The following is a 15,187-nucleotide window of genomic DNA, read 5'->3' as shown; positions in this document are numbered from 1 at the left end:
GGAGATGACAGACCAGGACGTGTACGACGATGTCCCGCAGCCGAAGAACAGAGTGCCGATCCTGGGTGACGCGCTCCACCTCGACGGCACTCATCCCACCCGCAGCTTGATGGAGTTGGCCGGCGAACTCGGCCCGATCTACAGCCTGATCGCTCCCGGCCAGGACATGATCGTCGTCTCCGGCGGGGACATCGCCGCCGAGTGTCTGGACGAGACCCGGTTCGAGAAGAACGTCGCACCCGAGCTGGTGGCGATGCGCGAAGTCGTGGGGGACGCGATCTTCACCTCGTGGACCCAGGAACCCGCGTGGAAGAAAGCGCACAACATCTTGCTGCCGGCGTTCGCGCCGCAGGCGATCAAGGGCTACACCGAGAAGATGGCCGACATCGCCGACCAGTTGGTGATGAAGTGGGCGCGGCTGAACCCCGGCGATCCGGTCGACATCGTCACCGATATGACCAAGCTGACGTTCGACACCATCTGCCTGGTCTGCTTCAGCTACCGGCCCGGCTCCTTCTACCGCCAGGACATGCCACCGATCGTGACGGCGCTCGAAGAGGCGATCGCCGAGTGCGTCAACCGGCCCAGCCGGCTGCCCGGTCAGGACATCTACGAAGCGATCAAGGGTCGCCGCAAATACAAGGAGCAGGTCAGCTTCCTCAACAACCTGGCTGACACGATCATCGAGGAGCGCATCCGCAGCGCCGAGGTCGGCAAGAACGGTGACGTGCTCGACCTGATGCTGAGCCAGCCGGACAAGGACAGCGGCCAGAAACTGGACCGGCTCAACATCCGCCAGCAGATGCTGACCTTCCTGGCGGCCGGTTACGACACCACCAGCGGAATGCTGATGTGGACGGTCTATCACCTGCTGAAGAATCCCGACGTCCTGGCCAAGTGCTACGCCGAGGTCGATGAGGTATTCGGCGACGATCTGTCGGTCCTGCCGAATGAGACGCAGATCCCCAAACTGCAATACCTGCTGCAGTGCATGAAGGAGGCGCTGCGGCTGTGGCCGGTGGGCGCCGGATTCCAGGTACGCCCGCTGGCCGATGAGGTGCTCGGCGGCAAGTACCGGATCAAAAAGGGCCAGCCGATCCTGCTGCTGACCCCGCAGCTGCAGCGCGATCCGTCGGTCTTCCCCGATCCCGAGCGGTTCGACCCCGACCGGTTTACCGCTGAGCTCGAGGCGTCGCGCCCGGCATGGGCGTTCATGCCCTTCGGCAGCGGTCAGCGGGCCTGTATCGGACGGCACTTCTCGTTCTACGAATCCCAGCTGCTGCTCGGGCTGATCCTGCAGCGCTTCAAACTGCTCGATTCGTTCGACTACCAGCTCGACATCAAGGACTTCTTCTCCATCAAGCCGAACAACCTGACCATCACGGTGGCGCCCCGCGAGGGACGCGAAGCCGCGGTCATCTCCGGCCCACGAGCGGCCGCGCCCACCGAAGCCCCGGTCCAGGCGGCCGCGCCCACCCGGGTGGTCTCCGACTACGGCGCGGGCAACCACCTGCTGGTGCTGTTCGGCTCCAACCTGGGCACCTCCGAGCGGATCGCCACCGAGATCGCCGAGGACGGCCGCGCCCGCGGATTCACCGTCACCCAGGGCGCACTCGACGATTACGTCGACGCCCTACCGACCGACGGTCTCGTCGTGATCTGCACGTCGTCCTACAACGGCAATCCGCCCGACAACGCCATCGACTTCCACCGCTGGCTCGGCGGTGGACGGGCACCCGACGCATTGGCGGGGGTCACCTACACCGTGTTCGGGGCCGGGGACCGGGTGTGGGCCTCCACTTTCCAGAAGGTGCCCGCCGAGATCGACGACATGCTCGCCGCCGCCGGCGCGACCCGCTTCGCGCCCCGCGGGGCCGCCGACGCCTCCGACGACTTCGACGGCATGTTCCGCGACTGGTACGGCGGATTCTGGCCGCAGGCCGGCGATGCCCTGGGCCTGGCTCCGCAGGTCGACGTCGCCACCGACATGAACCGCTACGAGATCGCCCCCACCGGGCAACGCCTGCACGGTTCGTTCTTCTCCTCGCTGGACGCGACGCCCTACCGGATGCTCGAGAACCGGGAGCTGCTCACCAGGGTCGTGCCGTCGGGGCCGGTCGCCCAGTCCACCCGTCACATCGAGTTCGCACTGCCCGAGGGCGTGACGTATCGCACCGGTGACCACATCGCACTGCTGCCGCGCAACGCGGCCGAACTGATCGGGCGGGCCGCCGCGCTGGCCGAGTTGGACCTCGACGAGCTGGTGATGATCCGCGCCAACACCGGCGCCTCCAGCCACCTGCCGCTGGACACACCGTTCGTGGTCTCCGAGTTGTTGGCCGCCCGGGTCGAGCTGCAGGCTCCGCTGACCCGGGCGCAGATCCGCACCCTGGCGGAGTTCGCGACCGACGCCGATGAGCAGGCGGAGTTGGCTGCGCTGGCCGCTGACGGTGCGGACAACGTCACCCGCTATCGGGAAGAGGTCCTGTTCAAGCGGGTGTCGCTGCTCGACATGGTGCAGCGCTACCGGTCGATCGACGTCCCGCTCAACACCTGCCTGGATCTGCTGCCCGGGCTGGCACCCCGCTATTACTCCATCTCGTCGTCGCCGACGGCCTACCCCGATCGGTGCAGCATCACCGTCGGCGTGCTGCGGGCGCCCGCCCGCAGCGGCAGCGGCATCTACCACGGAACGTCGTCGAACTTCCTGGCACGCACCGAGCCGGGCACCCTGGTGCCCGGCTTCATCCGGCCGCCCGGACTTCCCTTCGATGTACCCGAGGACCCGGCGACACCGATGATCATGATCGCCACCGGTACGGGTCTGTCGCCGTTCCGCGGGTTCCTCCAGGAGCGGGCGGCCCAGGGGACCTCCGCCGCGCTGGGCCCGGCGCTGCTCATCTATGGGTGCCGGATGCCCGACGCCGACTTCATCTACGAGGACGAGATCCGCCAGTTCGAGGCCGACGGTGTCGTGTCGATCGTGACCGCCTACTCCAGGGTGTCCGACGGCACCCGGGCACGGGTCCAGGATGCGGTGCGCGCCAACGCCGATCAGATTCTGGACCTGATGGGCCGCGGCGGCATCACCTATGTGTGTGGCGGGGCGGGCACGGTGGCCCCGGCATTGCGCGACGCCTTCGCCGAGATCTACTCGAAGAACAACGCGGTGTCGGCCGAGGAGGGCACGGCGTGGTTGGAGGACCTGCGGGCCACCAACCACTACCTGGAAGACGTGTGGGCGGCGCACTAAGTGGCGACCGCACAGACCACGATCACCGCGCCGGCGGCCGAGATCATCGCGGTGCTGGCCGACCTGCCGGGAATGCTCGACTGGTCGGCCGCCGATTCGGTGCAGGTGATCGAGTATGACGCCCAGGCACGCCCGGTACTGGCCCGCTGGCGCGAACACTACGGGCCGCTACCGGACGAGTTCGTGCTGCGCTACGAGTGGGACGGTGACACCGGTGTCAGCTGGCGGCTGGTGCAGGGCCGGATCCTGAAGAAGGAGGACGGGCATTATCGCCTGTCCCCGGCCCCAGCGGGCGCCACCACCGTGGAGTACCAACTCGCGCTCGGGATCGGCGTCTGGCTACCCCCGTGCATCCGGTCCCGACTCGAAGCCACGATCGTCGACGCGACCCTGGCGGCCCTGAAGCGACGCGTCGAAACGGGTTGAGCCGGACCGTCGGCTACAGATGTTCGGGGTGCAGCATCTCGGCGTAGCGCAACTGCTCGGGGATCCCGAAGCCGTCGACAAGCAGTTCGGCGTGCGGGCGCAGGGACCGGCAGCGCTCGTTGATGCCGCGGGTGACGGCCTTGGCCCGCTCTGTGGACAGGAAACGGTGCTCGATGAACCAGGCCTTGTCCTCCTCGATCACCGATAGCGCGTACAGGTCGCACACCAGGCCCAGAATGTGGCGGGCCTCCTCGTCTTCACAGGCGTCGATGCCGGCCACGAATGCCTCGAGCACGATCCGGTCGATGTGTGCCCTGGCGGTGTGCAGCACGTGATCCTGCACGGCGTTGAACGCGTCGAACGCCTCCATCTCCTTCGTTTTGCTCTGCAGCCGGCGTGCCACGGTGGACAGCAGATACTCCTCCCGGTCCTCGAACATCGTGACCTGGGTGCCGCGGTTGAACAGGCTGCCTTCCTCCTCGTTGTCCTGCCGGGAGTCGAGGATGGTCTGCATGATCGTCTCGGCCGCAGTCCTTTTCAGCACCCGGTCGCCGGCGAAGTTGGCCGCGAACCGCACCCACTCCACCGGGCTCATCCCCTTGATGTCGTCGGCGTAGGCGGTCAGTAGTTCCTTGGCGACCAGCTGGGTGAGCACATGGTTGTCACCCTCGAAAGTGGTGAACACGTCGGTGTCGGCGCGCAGCGCGATCAACCGGTTCTCGGCGAGATACCCTGCGCCGCCGCAGGCTTCGCGGGCCTCCTGGATCGCGGCACTGGCGTGCCAGGTGTTCGAGGCTTTCAGGCCGGCCGCCCGGGACTCCAGTTCGCGCTGCTCCTCGGCATCGGGACTGTCGGCCGTCTGCACATCGTGCAGCTTGGCCACCAGCTCGTTCTGGGCGAACTGCAAGGCATAAGACCGTGCGATCAGCGGGAAGAGGCGGCGCTGATGCACCAGATAATCCATGATCAGCACTTCGCCCTCGTCATCGGGAGCGCTGAACTGTTTGCGCTGCAAGGCGTATCGGACGGCGATGTCCAGCGCCACCCGCGCCGCGGCGGCCGCGCTGCCGGCGACCGTCACCCGGCCGCGGATCAGAGTGCCCAGCATGGTGAAGAATCGCCGGCTGGGGTTCTCGATCGGGGAGGAGTAGGTGCCGTCCGCGGCGACGTCGGCGTACTTGTTGAGCAGGTTCTCCCGCGGCACACGAACGTGGTCGAACATGATGCGGCCGTTGTCGACGCCGGGCAACCCGCCCTTGTAGTGGCAGTCCGAGGTGGTGACGCCGGGCAGATCGTTGCCGTCCTCGTCGCGGATCGGCACGACGAAGCAGTGCACCCCGTGCGACTGGCCGCCGGTGATCAGCTGCGCGAAAACCGCTGATACCCGTGCGGTTTCGGCAGCGCCGCCGATATAGTCCTTGCGCGAGCTCGGGGTGGGGGAGTTGATCACGAACTCCTCGGTGGCCGGATCGTAGGTGGCTGTGGTTTCCAGCGACTGCACGTCGCTGCCGTGGCCGGTCTCAGTCATCCCGAAGCAGCCCAGCAGATCCAGGTCGATGATGCGCTGCACGTAGGCCTTGTGATGGCGCTCGGTGCCCAGGTTTTCGATGGCCCCGCCGAACAACCCCCACTGCACGCCCGCCTTGACCATCAGTGACAGGTCGGACATCGCGAGCATCTCGATGCGGGTGACGGCCGCACCGACATCGCCGTTTCCGCCGTGTTCTTTGCGGAAGCCGTCTTCGGCGGCCCCGGCGGCCGCCATGATCTTCAACTGCTCGGCCACTTTCGCGCGGGCGATGACGGTGTTGGGCGTGTAGTGCGGACGGAAAACCTCGGTGGCGAGTTCGGTGCGCACGGCGTTCTTGACGTCTCGCCAGCGGCCGTCGAGCGCGTTACGCAGATGCTCCGCAGTGGTGGTCATACCTGAAAGTAGCCCCGTGCTTGCTCGCGCAAACGCCGATGTGGCAGATATCCGTCCGCCTTCGCCGGCGCAGTCGTCCGGAAGTAATACGCTGACGCGGTGATCCGAAGCGTCGGCACGCTGGGGCCGGTCAAGATCGCCGGGATCGTGGCGTGGCGGCTGCGCTGGGACCTGCTGGCGATCGTGGTGGTGGCCGGCGTGTTGCTGCCGGTGCCCGACCCGACCCAGATCGACTACGCCTCGGCGGTGCTGTCGGTGCTCGGTATCGGCGCCTCGGTGTTCATCGGCTTCCGCAACACCACCGCCTATAACCGCTGGTGGGAAGCGCGCACCCTGTGGGGCAGCGTCATCATCAACTCCCGCGCCACCCACAACACGCTGTGTTCGGTCGACTCCGGTGCGCCCGGAATGGTCGAGATCCTGGACCGGATGCGCCGACGCCAGGCTCGCTACTGCTGGCAGCTCGCCGCCGAGCTGCGCGGAATCGCCCCGATACCGGAAGCCGCCGACCTCACACCGGAGGACCCCGCGGGCACCTCGGCCACCAATCTGCTGACCCGGCAGGCCGAGGATGTCCAAACCCTGTCGGCGACCGGATCGATCGACAACCAGGCCCGGGTGATGCTGATGAATGTCAACACCGCGCTGGTGGGTGCCCAGAGTGGGCTGGAACGCATCCGCAACGAACCGATCCCGATCATCTACGAGATCTTCATTCGTGGGCTGGCGTGGTTCTTCGCGGTGATGGCCTTCAGCCGCCTGGACGGGTCCGCCCACCCGGTCACCGGCGTGGTGATCGGCCTGCTGCTGATGATCGTGTTCATCACCGCCGAGCGGCTGGGCCACTTCATCGAGCAGCCGATGAGCAACACCGTTTTCGACATCTCGATGTATCGGTTCTGCGCGACCATCACCGGCAACCTGCTGGGCGCCGGCCATCGGATGGCTCAGCCCAGGGAGAGCGCGAAGGCCACCGTCTGGATGTGAGCGCTCACCGGCATTGGGCGACCACGGTTTCGGCGAACTTCTCGATCGGGCCGCGGTAGCGCTCGACGTCGCCGCCGGCGGCGACGGTGGGCTCCGACATCCACGGCGCGCACATCACCGCCGTGATCCCGATGTCCTCGGCGCGCTTGTACAGATCGGGCGAGGGTGGATCGATCAGCGCCAACATGATCTCGAAAGGGTCCTCCGCGCGACCGAATTCGCGGCGAAGCGCATCCAGCTTGGCGACGTGGGCCACGGCATCGTCCCAGGCATATGCGGTGCCGATCCAGCCGTCGCACAATCGCGCGGCGCGGCGCAGCGCGGCGTCGGACTCGCCGCCGCACAGGATCGGTACCGGCTCGGGCGGATGCGGCTCGATCATCATCTCCGGCACCTGATAATGCTGGCCGCTCCACGACACCCAGCCGCCCTGCCATAGCGCCCGCAGGGCGGGGATCATCTCGTCGAGGCGTTTGCCGCGGTTGGCGAACTCCTGGCCCAGCAGCTCGTATTCCTCACGCATCCAACCGATTCCGACGCCGAGCGACACCCTGCCGTGGGACAGCGATGCCGCCGTCGCCACCTGCTTGGCGACTTCCAGCAGCGGGCGGGCCGGTGCGATATAGACCGCGTTGGAAAACCGCAGTCGCGTCGTCACCGCGGCCATCGCCCCGATCAGTACCCAGGTGTCCGGCCACACGGTCTCCGGCGGCCAGCCCGGCTTCCCGGTCGGCGACGGGTAGGGCGAGCGAAGGTCCCGCGGATAGATCAGGTGATCGGCGCAGATCATGCCGTCGTAGCCGGCTTCGTCGACCATGCGTGCCACCGCCGGAGCTTCCGTCGGCTTCATGAACGGGGTGCCGCACCAGAACTGCATCGTTCTCCTCGGGGTCGGCCCTAGGTCAGCTGTCGTTGCCGACGGTCACCGCAGTGGCCTGGTCGGTGATCTCCTCCAGCTCATCATGCTTCACATGCCCCGAGTCGCTTCGCTCCTGCCCGCCGGACGTGTCAATAGCGCTCAGATGCCGGGCCGTCACCGCCAGCGCCACCGCGCCGAGCAGCACCGCGCCGGCACCCACCCAGAACGGCAGGTGCACGCTGACCCGCTCGCCGAGCACCCCGGCCAGCCAGGGGGCGACGGCGGCCCCGCCGAACCGCATGAAGCTGTAGGCCGCCGAGGCCACCCCACGTTCGACGGGTGCGGCTTTCATCACGGTCTCGGTGATCAGCGTGTTGTTGATGCCGATGAACAATCCGCCCACCACCACACACCCGGCCAGCACCGCCTTGTTCTCGGTGAACACGGCCATCACCGCCAGCAGCGTCGAAAAGCACAGCAGATTGATCAGCAGCACCCGCACGGTGCCGAACCGGTGCTGCAGACGCGGGGCGACGACCACCGAGGTGAACGCCAGTGCCACGCCCCAGCCGAAGAAGATCAGGCCGATTTCGTGCGCCGTCATATCGAGCGGGAACGGGGTGAACGCCAGCAGCGTGAAGAAGCCGAAGTTGTACAGCAGCGCGGTGACCGCGACGCCGAACAGACCCCGGTGCCGCAGCGCCCGGAACGGATCGGCCAGTGTCGTCATCCGTTGCGGGCGCGGGGTTTCCGGCAGCAGTAGCGCCGTCACCACCAACGCGAGGGCCATCAGGGCCGACACCCCGAAGAACGGGCCGCGCCAGGAGATCGACCCCAGCGCACCGCCGACCAGCGGACCGACCGCTATGCCCAGGCCCAGCGCCGCCTCGTAGAGGATGATGGCTTGGGCTACCGAGCCGCGCGCCGAGTTGACGATCGTGGCCAGCGCGGTCGCGATGAACAGGGCGTTGCCCAGGCCCCACAGCGCGCGCCAGCCGACGATGCCCACGACGGTGTCGCTCATCCCGGCCAGCCCGGCGCCGGCGATGATGATCACCAGGCCCAGCAGCAGTGTGCGTTTCGGGCCGATGCGGCTGGACACCACGCCGGTGATGAGCATTGCCACGCCCATCACCGCCATGTAGCTGGTGAACAGCAGGGACACCTGTGACGGTGTGGCGTCCAGGTTGTCGGCGATGGGTTTCAGGATCGGGTCGACGAGTCCGATGCCCATGAAGGCGACGACGGATGCGAACGCGACGGCCCAGACGGCCTTGGGTTGGCGCCACACGAGTGGCTCACTCCTAACTTCTCGGGGAGGTGTCGAGGTCGTCGAGGAGGCGATGCAGTGCCCCGACGGCGTTCGACAGAATTTCGCGGTCCTCGCCGGAGAGCCGCTCGATGCGCGGATCGATCACCGCGGCGCGGTCCGCGCGGACCCGGGCCAGGATCTTCTGGCCCTCGGGGGTGATGCGAATGCGGACTGCACGCGCATCGTCGGGATCGGGGGTGCGGGCCACCAGGCCGGCGTCCTCGAGGCGACGGACCTGGGTGGTCATCGTCGGCTGCGAGCAGTGGTCGAGTTCGGCCAGGTCGGAGATGCGTGCCTCACCCTGGTCGTCGATGGTGCTGAGCAGGCGGGCCTGTGCCCACGGCAGCGGCAACCGGATGCGCTGGGTGGCCAGCCGGTTGAGCCGCGCGACGACGGAGAGCAGCTCGGACCCCAGTCCTGTCTGCGACGGTGGCGGGCGCATGCGGTCCATATTTACATAGAAGTACTATGTTTGTCTTGGTCCGAGGCGGTGGTTCTTCTCACAGCACGTCCACAGCCGCCCGGGGTGGCGGCCGGTCGAACCGAGTCCCCGCCCGCGACGGCTGGCAGAATCGGGTGATGACCGCGACGAGACCGGAGGCGCCCGCGCAGCAACCCTCCGGCCCGTCGATCGATCGCCGTCGGGGCCGCTCGCTGTCACCTGTCGAGATGGCCCAGGCTTCGGTGATGGCCGCACTGGCCGCCGCACTGTCGATCATTTCCGTCGTCGTGCCCTTCGCCGGGGGACTGTCGCTGCTCACCACCGTCCCGATGGGACTGCTCGGCTACCGCTACCGCCTCCGCGTCCTGCTGGCCTCCACCGTCGCGGCGAGCATCGTCGCGTTCCTGATCGCCGGTGTCAGCGGCCTGATGGTCGTCGTCAACTGCGCCTACGTCGGCGGCCTGGCCGGCATCATGAAGCGCCGCCGGCGCGGCACCCCGACCGTCATCGCGGTCGGTCTGCTGGCCGGAGTGGTCTTCGGACTCTTCATCATCGCCGCCCTGACCGTGCTGGTGCGGCTGCGCAACCTGACCTTCGCGGCGATGACCGCCAATTTCGACGGCGTGATCAGGGTGGTCTCGCGTTTCGAACCGTTCCGGCCGGCCGCGCAGGACGCTCGGCACCTGTTCGGCCTCGGTCTGCAGTACTGGCCGGTGCTGTTGATGGTCTACGCGATCTTCTCGATCATGGTCGTGACCCTGGTCGGGTGGTGGGCGCTGTCGCGGGTACTGGAGCGGCTGCGCGGCATCCCGGACGTGCACAAGCTCGAGACCCTCGACGAATCCGGCCCGGTCGCGCCGGTTCCGGTGCGGCTGGTCGACGCCCGGTTCCGCTACCCGAACGCCGCGCATGACGCGCTTGCGCCGCTGACCCTGACCGTCGACGCCGGGGAACACGTCGCGATCACCGGCGCCAACGGCTCCGGTAAGACCACGCTGATGCTGCTGCTGTCCGGCCGGGAACCCTCCTCCGGTTCGATCGAACGGCCCGGGGCTGTCGGCCTCGGTCAGCTCGGCGGGACGGCGGTCATCATGCAGCACCCGGAAAGCCAGGTGCTCGGAACCCGAGTCGCCGACGACGTGGTGTGGGGCTTGCCGCCGGGCACTCACACCGACATCGCGGGACTGCTCGGCGAGGTCGGGCTGGCCGGTATGGAAGAGCGTGACACCGGTGGGCTGTCCGGAGGCGAGCTGCAACGGTTGGCGGTGGCCGCGGCGCTGGCACGCCAGCCGGCGATGCTGATCGCCGACGAGGTCACCAGCATGGTGGACCAGCGCGGGCGGGAGGCGCTGCTGACGGTGTTGGCCGGTCTCACCGAACGTCACCGGATGGCGCTCTTACAGATCACCCACTACAACAACGAGGCCGACACCGCCGACCGGATCGTCAACCTCAGCGAGTCGCTGGACAACACCGACATGGTGGAGATCGCCGCGGCGCCCGCACCGACGGTCAGCGTGAGCCCGCGTGCGGCCGCCGAACCGGTGTTGCGGCTGGAGCATGTCGGCCACGAATATGCTAGCGGCACACCGTGGGCCAAGACCGCTCTGCGCGATGTCGGCTTCACCGTCCATGACGGCGACGGTGTCCTGATCCACGGCGGCAACGGTTCCGGCAAGTCCACCCTGGCCTGGATCATGGCCGGATTGAGCACGCCGACCACCGGATCCTGCCTGGTCCGTGGGCGCCCCGCCGCCGAATGTGTCGGCGAGGTGGCGATCGCCTTCCAGGCCGCCCGGTTGCAGCTGATGCGCAGCCGTGTCGACCTCGAAGTTGCTTCTGCAGCTGGGTTTTCGCCCCATGATCAGTCCCGGGTGATCGCCGCACTGGCGAAGGTCGGCCTGGATGCGTCACTGGCGAAACGACGCATCGACCAGCTCTCCGGCGGGCAGATGCGCCGGGTGGTGATCGCCGGGTTGCTGGCCCGCTCACCGCAGGCGCTGATCCTCGACGAGCCACTGGCCGGCCTGGATGCCGCCAGCCAGCGTGGTCTGCTGCGGTTGCTGAGCGACCTGCGCCGCAACAGCGGCCTGACCGTCGTGGTGATCTCGCACGACTTCGTCGGTCTGGAAGAGCTGTGCCCGCGCACCCTGCACCTGAGCGACGGTGTGCTGACCGAGGGGCCGTCATGACCACCGCCCGTCAGAACCGCCCGGTGGTGCTGCTGCGTCCGGTGCCCGGTACCTCGCCGATCCACGAGCTCTGGGCGGGCACCAAACTGATCGTCGTGCTGGGATTTTCCGCCCTGCTCGCGTTCTATCCGGATTGGGTACCGATCGCGCTGGTTGCCATCCTCATCGCTGTCGCGGTCCGGCTGGCCCGCATCCCGCGCGGTGTCGTGCCGTCGGTGCCGAAGTGGCTGTGGTTCCTGCTGCTTCTCGGCGCGGTCACCGCGACGCTGGGCGGCGGGACTCCGGTACTGCATCTGGGTTCCTACGACATCGCGCTCGGCGGGCTGCTCAAATTCGTGCGCATCACCGTGGTGTCGGTCGTGCTGTTGGGGTTGGGCATGTTGGTGTCGTGGACGACGAACGTCGCCGACGTCGCACCCGCGGTGGTGCGGCTGGGCCGCCCACTGCGGTTCCTTCGCATCCCGGTCGATGATTGGGCGGTGGCACTGGCGTTGTCGCTGCGGGCCTTTCCGATGCTGCTCGACGAGTTCCGCTTGCTCTACGCCGCGCGTCGCTTGCGCCCCCGGCCGGTGTTGACCAGTCGCCGGGCCCGGCGCCGGCGTTGGGCCATCGAGATGGTGGACCTGATGGCGGCGGGGATCACGGTGGCGCTGCGGCGCGCCGACGAGATGGGCGACGCGATCACCGCGCGAGGTGGGACCGGACAGATCTCGGCGGCACCGTCAGGTCCGCGACGGGCCGACTGGGTGGTATTGGCGATCTCGGCGACGGTGTGTGCGGTGTCGGTGGTGTTGCAGGTGACGGTGCTGGCCAACGTCGGCATCTAGCGTGTGGCGGCGGTGTTGGCCGCGCTCTGGGCGGTGGCCAACGCCTCCGTGACGGGCATTCTGCCGAGGAACATCTCGTCGAAGTAGGGCTGGATCGCCTGGTAGCCGGCGGCGAAACCGGCGCCGCCCGGCGCGGCGATCCGGGGGCCGTCGAGCACCGTGAAGAAGGGTGTCACGTCGACACCCTTGGCCGACCAGTAGTCGAAGTACACCTGTTGGGCGGGCAGGACCGCGGGGATGGCTGCGCCATGGCGGCCGACATAGGAGTTGCCGCGGGTACTGCCCAGCCAGGTCAACACCTCGCGGACCGCGGCGGGGTGACGGCTGGCCGGATTGCCGGCGGCGACGATGCCGTTGGTCACGCTGACCCGGCCCGACGGGCCGGCGGGCAACAGCGCCACACCCCAGCGAAACGGTGCTTGTTCGGCGACCTGGGCCAGGTTGTAGGTGCCCGACTGGAACAGCGCCATCCGCCCGGACAGGAACTGGTTGCGGGAGAAGTCGCCGTTGTCGTTGGTGTCGGACGCCGGCGGGGCGACGTGATCGGTGTTGATCAGGCCGACGATGTAGGCGAACGCGGTGACGGCCGGCGGGTTGTCGAAGGCGAACCGGTCACCGTCGGTGAACACCCCACCGGCCGAGCCGATGTAGTTGATATAGATGGCCTGTAGGTCGTTGGCCGCGTTGTAACCCCACTGCCGGCCGTGGGTCAGCCGCGTCAACATCGGCCGCAGGGTGTCGATGCCCGGGTCGGGATCCCAGCGCAGCGTGTCCAGTTCGGCTGGCTCGACACCGTCGCCGGCCAACAGATCGGCGTTGTAATAGAGGGCGATTCCGGCGTCGGTCAACTGCGGCACACCCCACAGTGCGCCGTTGCGGGTGAATTGCTCGATCACTGACGGGTCCCAGTCCGGACTGGGCTCGATGGCCAGCAGCCGGTGACTGTCGGCGTACTCGGCGAGACTGGCGTTGTTGATCCAGAAAATGTCGTCGGCGCCACCACCGGCGACATCGGTGCGCAGGGTGGTGAAGTAGCTGGCGTAGGGCACGACGTTGGTGCGCACGTCGATGTCGGGGTGGGTGCGGGTGAACTCCGCGAAGGACGCGGTGTACGCGGCGGCCACCGCGGGGTCCCACAGCCGCACGGTGATCACGATCCTGCCGGACGATTCGCCGGCCCGGCCCAACACCAGCACGCCGGCCACCAGCAGCAGTGCGACCGCGACCAACCCCGCCAACATCCTGCTGGATGACCGCGGCGGCCAGCTCATTTCAGCCCCGTGACGACGATCGAGCGCACGATCTGGCGCTGGAACACCAGGAACAGCGCGATCAGCGGGACGATCGCCACCGTCGTCGCCGCCATCACCAACGTCCACTGCGCGTTGTACTGCGTCTGCAGCCCGGCCGTCGCGACCGTCAGCACCCGCCAGGTGCCGCCGCTGGTGATGACAAGTGGCCACATGAACGAATTCCATTGACTCACAATGGTGATCAATGTCAGTGTCACCAGAATCGGCTTGCTGGCCGGAAGCACCACGTGCACGATCACGTCCAGGGTGTTGGCCCCGTCCAGGCGGGCGGCGTTGACCAGATCGGCGGGGATGCCGCGAAAGTACTCACGCAACAGGAAGATCGCATACGGAGAGCCGAACAGGAACGGCAACACCAACGCCCAGAACGTGTTCCGCAGTCCCAACTCGGCCATCATCAGATACAGCGGCACGACGGTGACGGTGCCCGGCACCATCAGGGTGGCGACGTACATCCAGAACAGGCCATCTCGGCCGGGGAACTCCAGGCGGGCGAACGCATACCCTGCCAGCACCGAGAACGTCAGCTGGGCGAGCGTGATCATCGCCGTCATCAGCGCGGTCACCGCCAGTGCCCGGCCGAAGCCCGCGGCACCGAGCCCGGCGTAGTTGGCCAGGGTCGGCGGGCTGGGCGGCGACAGCGGGGTTCCGGTGGCGAACTGCTGCGCGGAGGTGAACGACGTCAGCAGGCCCAACCCGAACGGCGCCAAGGTGATCAGTGCACCGGCCAGGAGCCCGAGGTAGATCAGCGCGTTACGTGAGGTCATAGCTGATCCGCCGGCGGAAATAGAGGTGCTGGACGACCGTCGCGCCGACCAGGATGACGAACAGCACCAGCGCCATCACCGCCGCCCGCCCGATCGCGGCGGCCCCGAACGCCTCGGCGTAGATGCGGTGCGCCACCAGATCGGTGCGTCCGGCCGGGCCGCCGCCGGTCAATGCGTACACGGTGTCGAAGACCTGGGCCGCGCTGACGATGCCGGTCACCGAGACGAAGAACAGGGTGGGACGCAGCATCGGCAGCGTGATGTGCCAGAACCGCTGCCAGCCCGTCGCGCCGTCGAGGCGAGCCGCGGCGTGGATCTGCGGTGGAATCGCCAGGATGCCGGCGAGGAAGAACAGGGTCACATACCCGACGTTGGTCCACACGGTGACCGCGGAGACGACCGGCAGTGCCAACCCCGGATCGGTGAGCCATTCGATGCGGTGGCCCACCACGGTGCTCACCGCGCCGTCGGTCGGCGCCAGGATCCAATGCCACAGCACCGCCACCGCCAGCGGCGAGCACACCCACGGCAGCACGTACACCGTGCGAAACACACCACTTCCCGGCAGCTCGCGAGCCAACAGCCCGGCTGCCAGCAGGCCGAGCAGGATCTGGGCGGGTACCACGATCGCGATGAAGACCAGCGTCACCATCAGCGAGTTGCCGAAGCTGGCGTCGGTGAGCACCGAACGCCAATTGTCCAGCCCCACATAACGGATGGGCCCCAGCAGGTCCCAGCGGTGCAGGCTCAGCCACAGCACCACCAGCATGGGCAGCAGCAGAAAGTACACCACCCCGAACAGGCTCGGCGCCAGCAATCCATACCCGAGCAGGGTGGAGTGCACACGCCGCGTCCTCACCCTCGCCATTAAAGCGGGTTCGGCGA

At 67.7% G+C, this 15,187-nt stretch carries 12 protein-coding genes; 5 read left to right on the top strand and 7 right to left on the bottom strand.

All coding sequences use genetic code 11. From position 1 onward, the window contains the following. Nucleotides 1-4: 4 nt before the first annotated feature. Entirely contained in the window at nucleotides 5-3,253 is a 3,249-nt protein-coding gene (locus ORI27_RS11760; protein ID WP_265997022.1) for a bifunctional cytochrome P450/NADPH--P450 reductase, read from the top strand. Then, a complete protein-coding gene (locus ORI27_RS11755; protein ID WP_265997021.1) occupies nucleotides 3,254-3,679 on the top strand; it encodes an SRPBCC family protein in 426 nt (141 codons plus the stop codon). It begins immediately after the preceding gene. A gap of 13 nt (nucleotides 3,680-3,692) precedes the next feature. Here the strand turns inward: ORI27_RS11755 and ORI27_RS11750 are convergent, their stop codons facing one another. Further along, a complete protein-coding gene (locus ORI27_RS11750; protein ID WP_265997020.1) occupies nucleotides 3,693-5,603 on the bottom strand; it encodes an acyl-CoA dehydrogenase family protein in 1,911 nt (636 codons plus the stop codon). 99 nt (nucleotides 5,604-5,702) lie between these two features. Here ORI27_RS11750 and ORI27_RS11745 point away from each other — a divergent pair, with 99 nt between their 5' ends. After that, nucleotides 5,703-6,590: a bestrophin family protein gene (locus tag ORI27_RS11745; protein WP_265997019.1), complete on the top strand. Its 888-nt coding sequence runs from the start codon at nucleotides 5,703-5,705 to the stop codon at nucleotides 6,588-6,590. A gap of 4 nt (nucleotides 6,591-6,594) precedes the next feature. Here ORI27_RS11745 and ORI27_RS11740 read toward each other — a convergent pair whose 3' ends face one another. Genes ORI27_RS11740 through ORI27_RS11730 form a run of 3 tightly spaced genes read right to left on the bottom strand, consistent with a single transcriptional unit; the run spans nucleotide 6,595 to nucleotide 9,212 of the window. Beyond that, entirely contained in the window at nucleotides 6,595-7,467 is an 873-nt protein-coding gene (locus tag ORI27_RS11740; RefSeq protein WP_265997018.1) for a TIGR03619 family F420-dependent LLM class oxidoreductase, read from the bottom strand. Nucleotides 7,468-7,492: 25 nt separating this feature from the next. After that, on the bottom strand, nucleotides 7,493-8,740 hold the full coding sequence (locus tag ORI27_RS11735) for an MFS transporter (protein WP_265997017.1): 1,248 nt from the start codon (nucleotides 8,738-8,740) through the stop codon (nucleotides 7,493-7,495). Nucleotides 8,741-8,753: 13 nt separating this feature from the next. Continuing rightward, entirely contained in the window at nucleotides 8,754-9,212 is a 459-nt protein-coding gene (locus ORI27_RS11730) for a MarR family winged helix-turn-helix transcriptional regulator (RefSeq protein WP_265997016.1), read from the bottom strand. 128 nt (nucleotides 9,213-9,340) lie between these two features. Between ORI27_RS11730 and ORI27_RS11725 the strand changes: the two genes are divergently transcribed. Both ORI27_RS11725 and ORI27_RS11720 read left to right on the top strand, forming a co-directional pair. Continuing rightward, nucleotides 9,341-11,395: a DUF2232 domain-containing protein gene (locus tag ORI27_RS11725; protein ID WP_265997015.1), complete on the top strand. Its 2,055-nt coding sequence runs from the start codon at nucleotides 9,341-9,343 to the stop codon at nucleotides 11,393-11,395. Continuing rightward, on the top strand, nucleotides 11,392-12,222 hold the full coding sequence (locus ORI27_RS11720; protein WP_265997014.1) for a CbiQ family ECF transporter T component: 831 nt from the start codon (nucleotides 11,392-11,394) through the stop codon (nucleotides 12,220-12,222). The genes ORI27_RS11725 and ORI27_RS11720 overlap by 4 nt, the downstream gene beginning before the upstream one ends. Here ORI27_RS11720 and ORI27_RS11715 read toward each other — a convergent pair. From ORI27_RS11715 to ORI27_RS11705, 3 genes are read right to left on the bottom strand one after another with little or no spacing between them, the layout of a single operon-like run. Continuing rightward, nucleotides 12,219-13,493 (bottom strand): ABC transporter substrate-binding protein, encoded by a 1,275-nt coding sequence (locus ORI27_RS11715; protein WP_265997013.1) that lies wholly within the window; start codon nucleotides 13,491-13,493, stop codon nucleotides 12,219-12,221. The genes ORI27_RS11720 and ORI27_RS11715 overlap by 4 nt on opposite strands. Then, nucleotides 13,490-14,302 (bottom strand): carbohydrate ABC transporter permease, encoded by an 813-nt coding sequence (locus tag ORI27_RS11710; RefSeq protein WP_265997011.1) that lies wholly within the window; start codon nucleotides 14,300-14,302, stop codon nucleotides 13,490-13,492. The genes ORI27_RS11715 and ORI27_RS11710 overlap by 4 nt, the downstream gene beginning before the upstream one ends. Continuing rightward, on the bottom strand, nucleotides 14,289-15,170 hold the full coding sequence (locus ORI27_RS11705) for a carbohydrate ABC transporter permease (RefSeq protein WP_265997009.1): 882 nt from the start codon (nucleotides 15,168-15,170) through the stop codon (nucleotides 14,289-14,291). The genes ORI27_RS11710 and ORI27_RS11705 overlap by 14 nt, the downstream gene beginning before the upstream one ends. Between the last annotated feature and the right edge of the window lie 17 nt (nucleotides 15,171-15,187).

Origin of the sequence: Mycobacterium pinniadriaticum, from assembly GCF_026242045.1 — a bacterium.
GTDB lineage: Bacteria > Actinomycetota > Actinomycetes > Mycobacteriales > Mycobacteriaceae > Mycobacterium > Mycobacterium pinniadriaticum.
Note: the sequence above shows the minus strand (reverse complement) of the source record. Positions and strands in the feature narration are given on the sequence as shown.

Coding starts and splice junctions, on each gene's coding strand:
- ORI27_RS11725 (WP_265997015.1), top strand. CDS start 9,341: ATGACCGCGACGAGACCGGAGGCGCCCGCGCAGCAACCCTCCGGCCCG.
- ORI27_RS11720 (WP_265997014.1), top strand. CDS start 11,392: ATGACCACCGCCCGTCAGAACCGCCCGGTGGTGCTGCTGCGTCCGGTG.
- ORI27_RS11750 (WP_265997020.1), bottom strand. CDS start 5,603: ATGACCACCACTGCGGAGCATCTGCGTAACGCGCTCGACGGCCGCTGG.
- ORI27_RS11715 (WP_265997013.1), bottom strand. CDS start 13,493: ATGAGCTGGCCGCCGCGGTCATCCAGCAGGATGTTGGCGGGGTTGGTC.
- ORI27_RS11760 (WP_265997022.1), top strand. CDS start 5: ATGACAGACCAGGACGTGTACGACGATGTCCCGCAGCCGAAGAACAGA.
- ORI27_RS11710 (WP_265997011.1), bottom strand. CDS start 14,302: ATGACCTCACGTAACGCGCTGATCTACCTCGGGCTCCTGGCCGGTGCA.
- ORI27_RS11740 (WP_265997018.1), bottom strand. CDS start 7,467: ATGCAGTTCTGGTGCGGCACCCCGTTCATGAAGCCGACGGAAGCTCCG.
- ORI27_RS11730 (WP_265997016.1), bottom strand. CDS start 9,212: ATGGACCGCATGCGCCCGCCACCGTCGCAGACAGGACTGGGGTCCGAG.
- ORI27_RS11705 (WP_265997009.1), bottom strand. CDS start 15,170: ATGGCGAGGGTGAGGACGCGGCGTGTGCACTCCACCCTGCTCGGGTAT.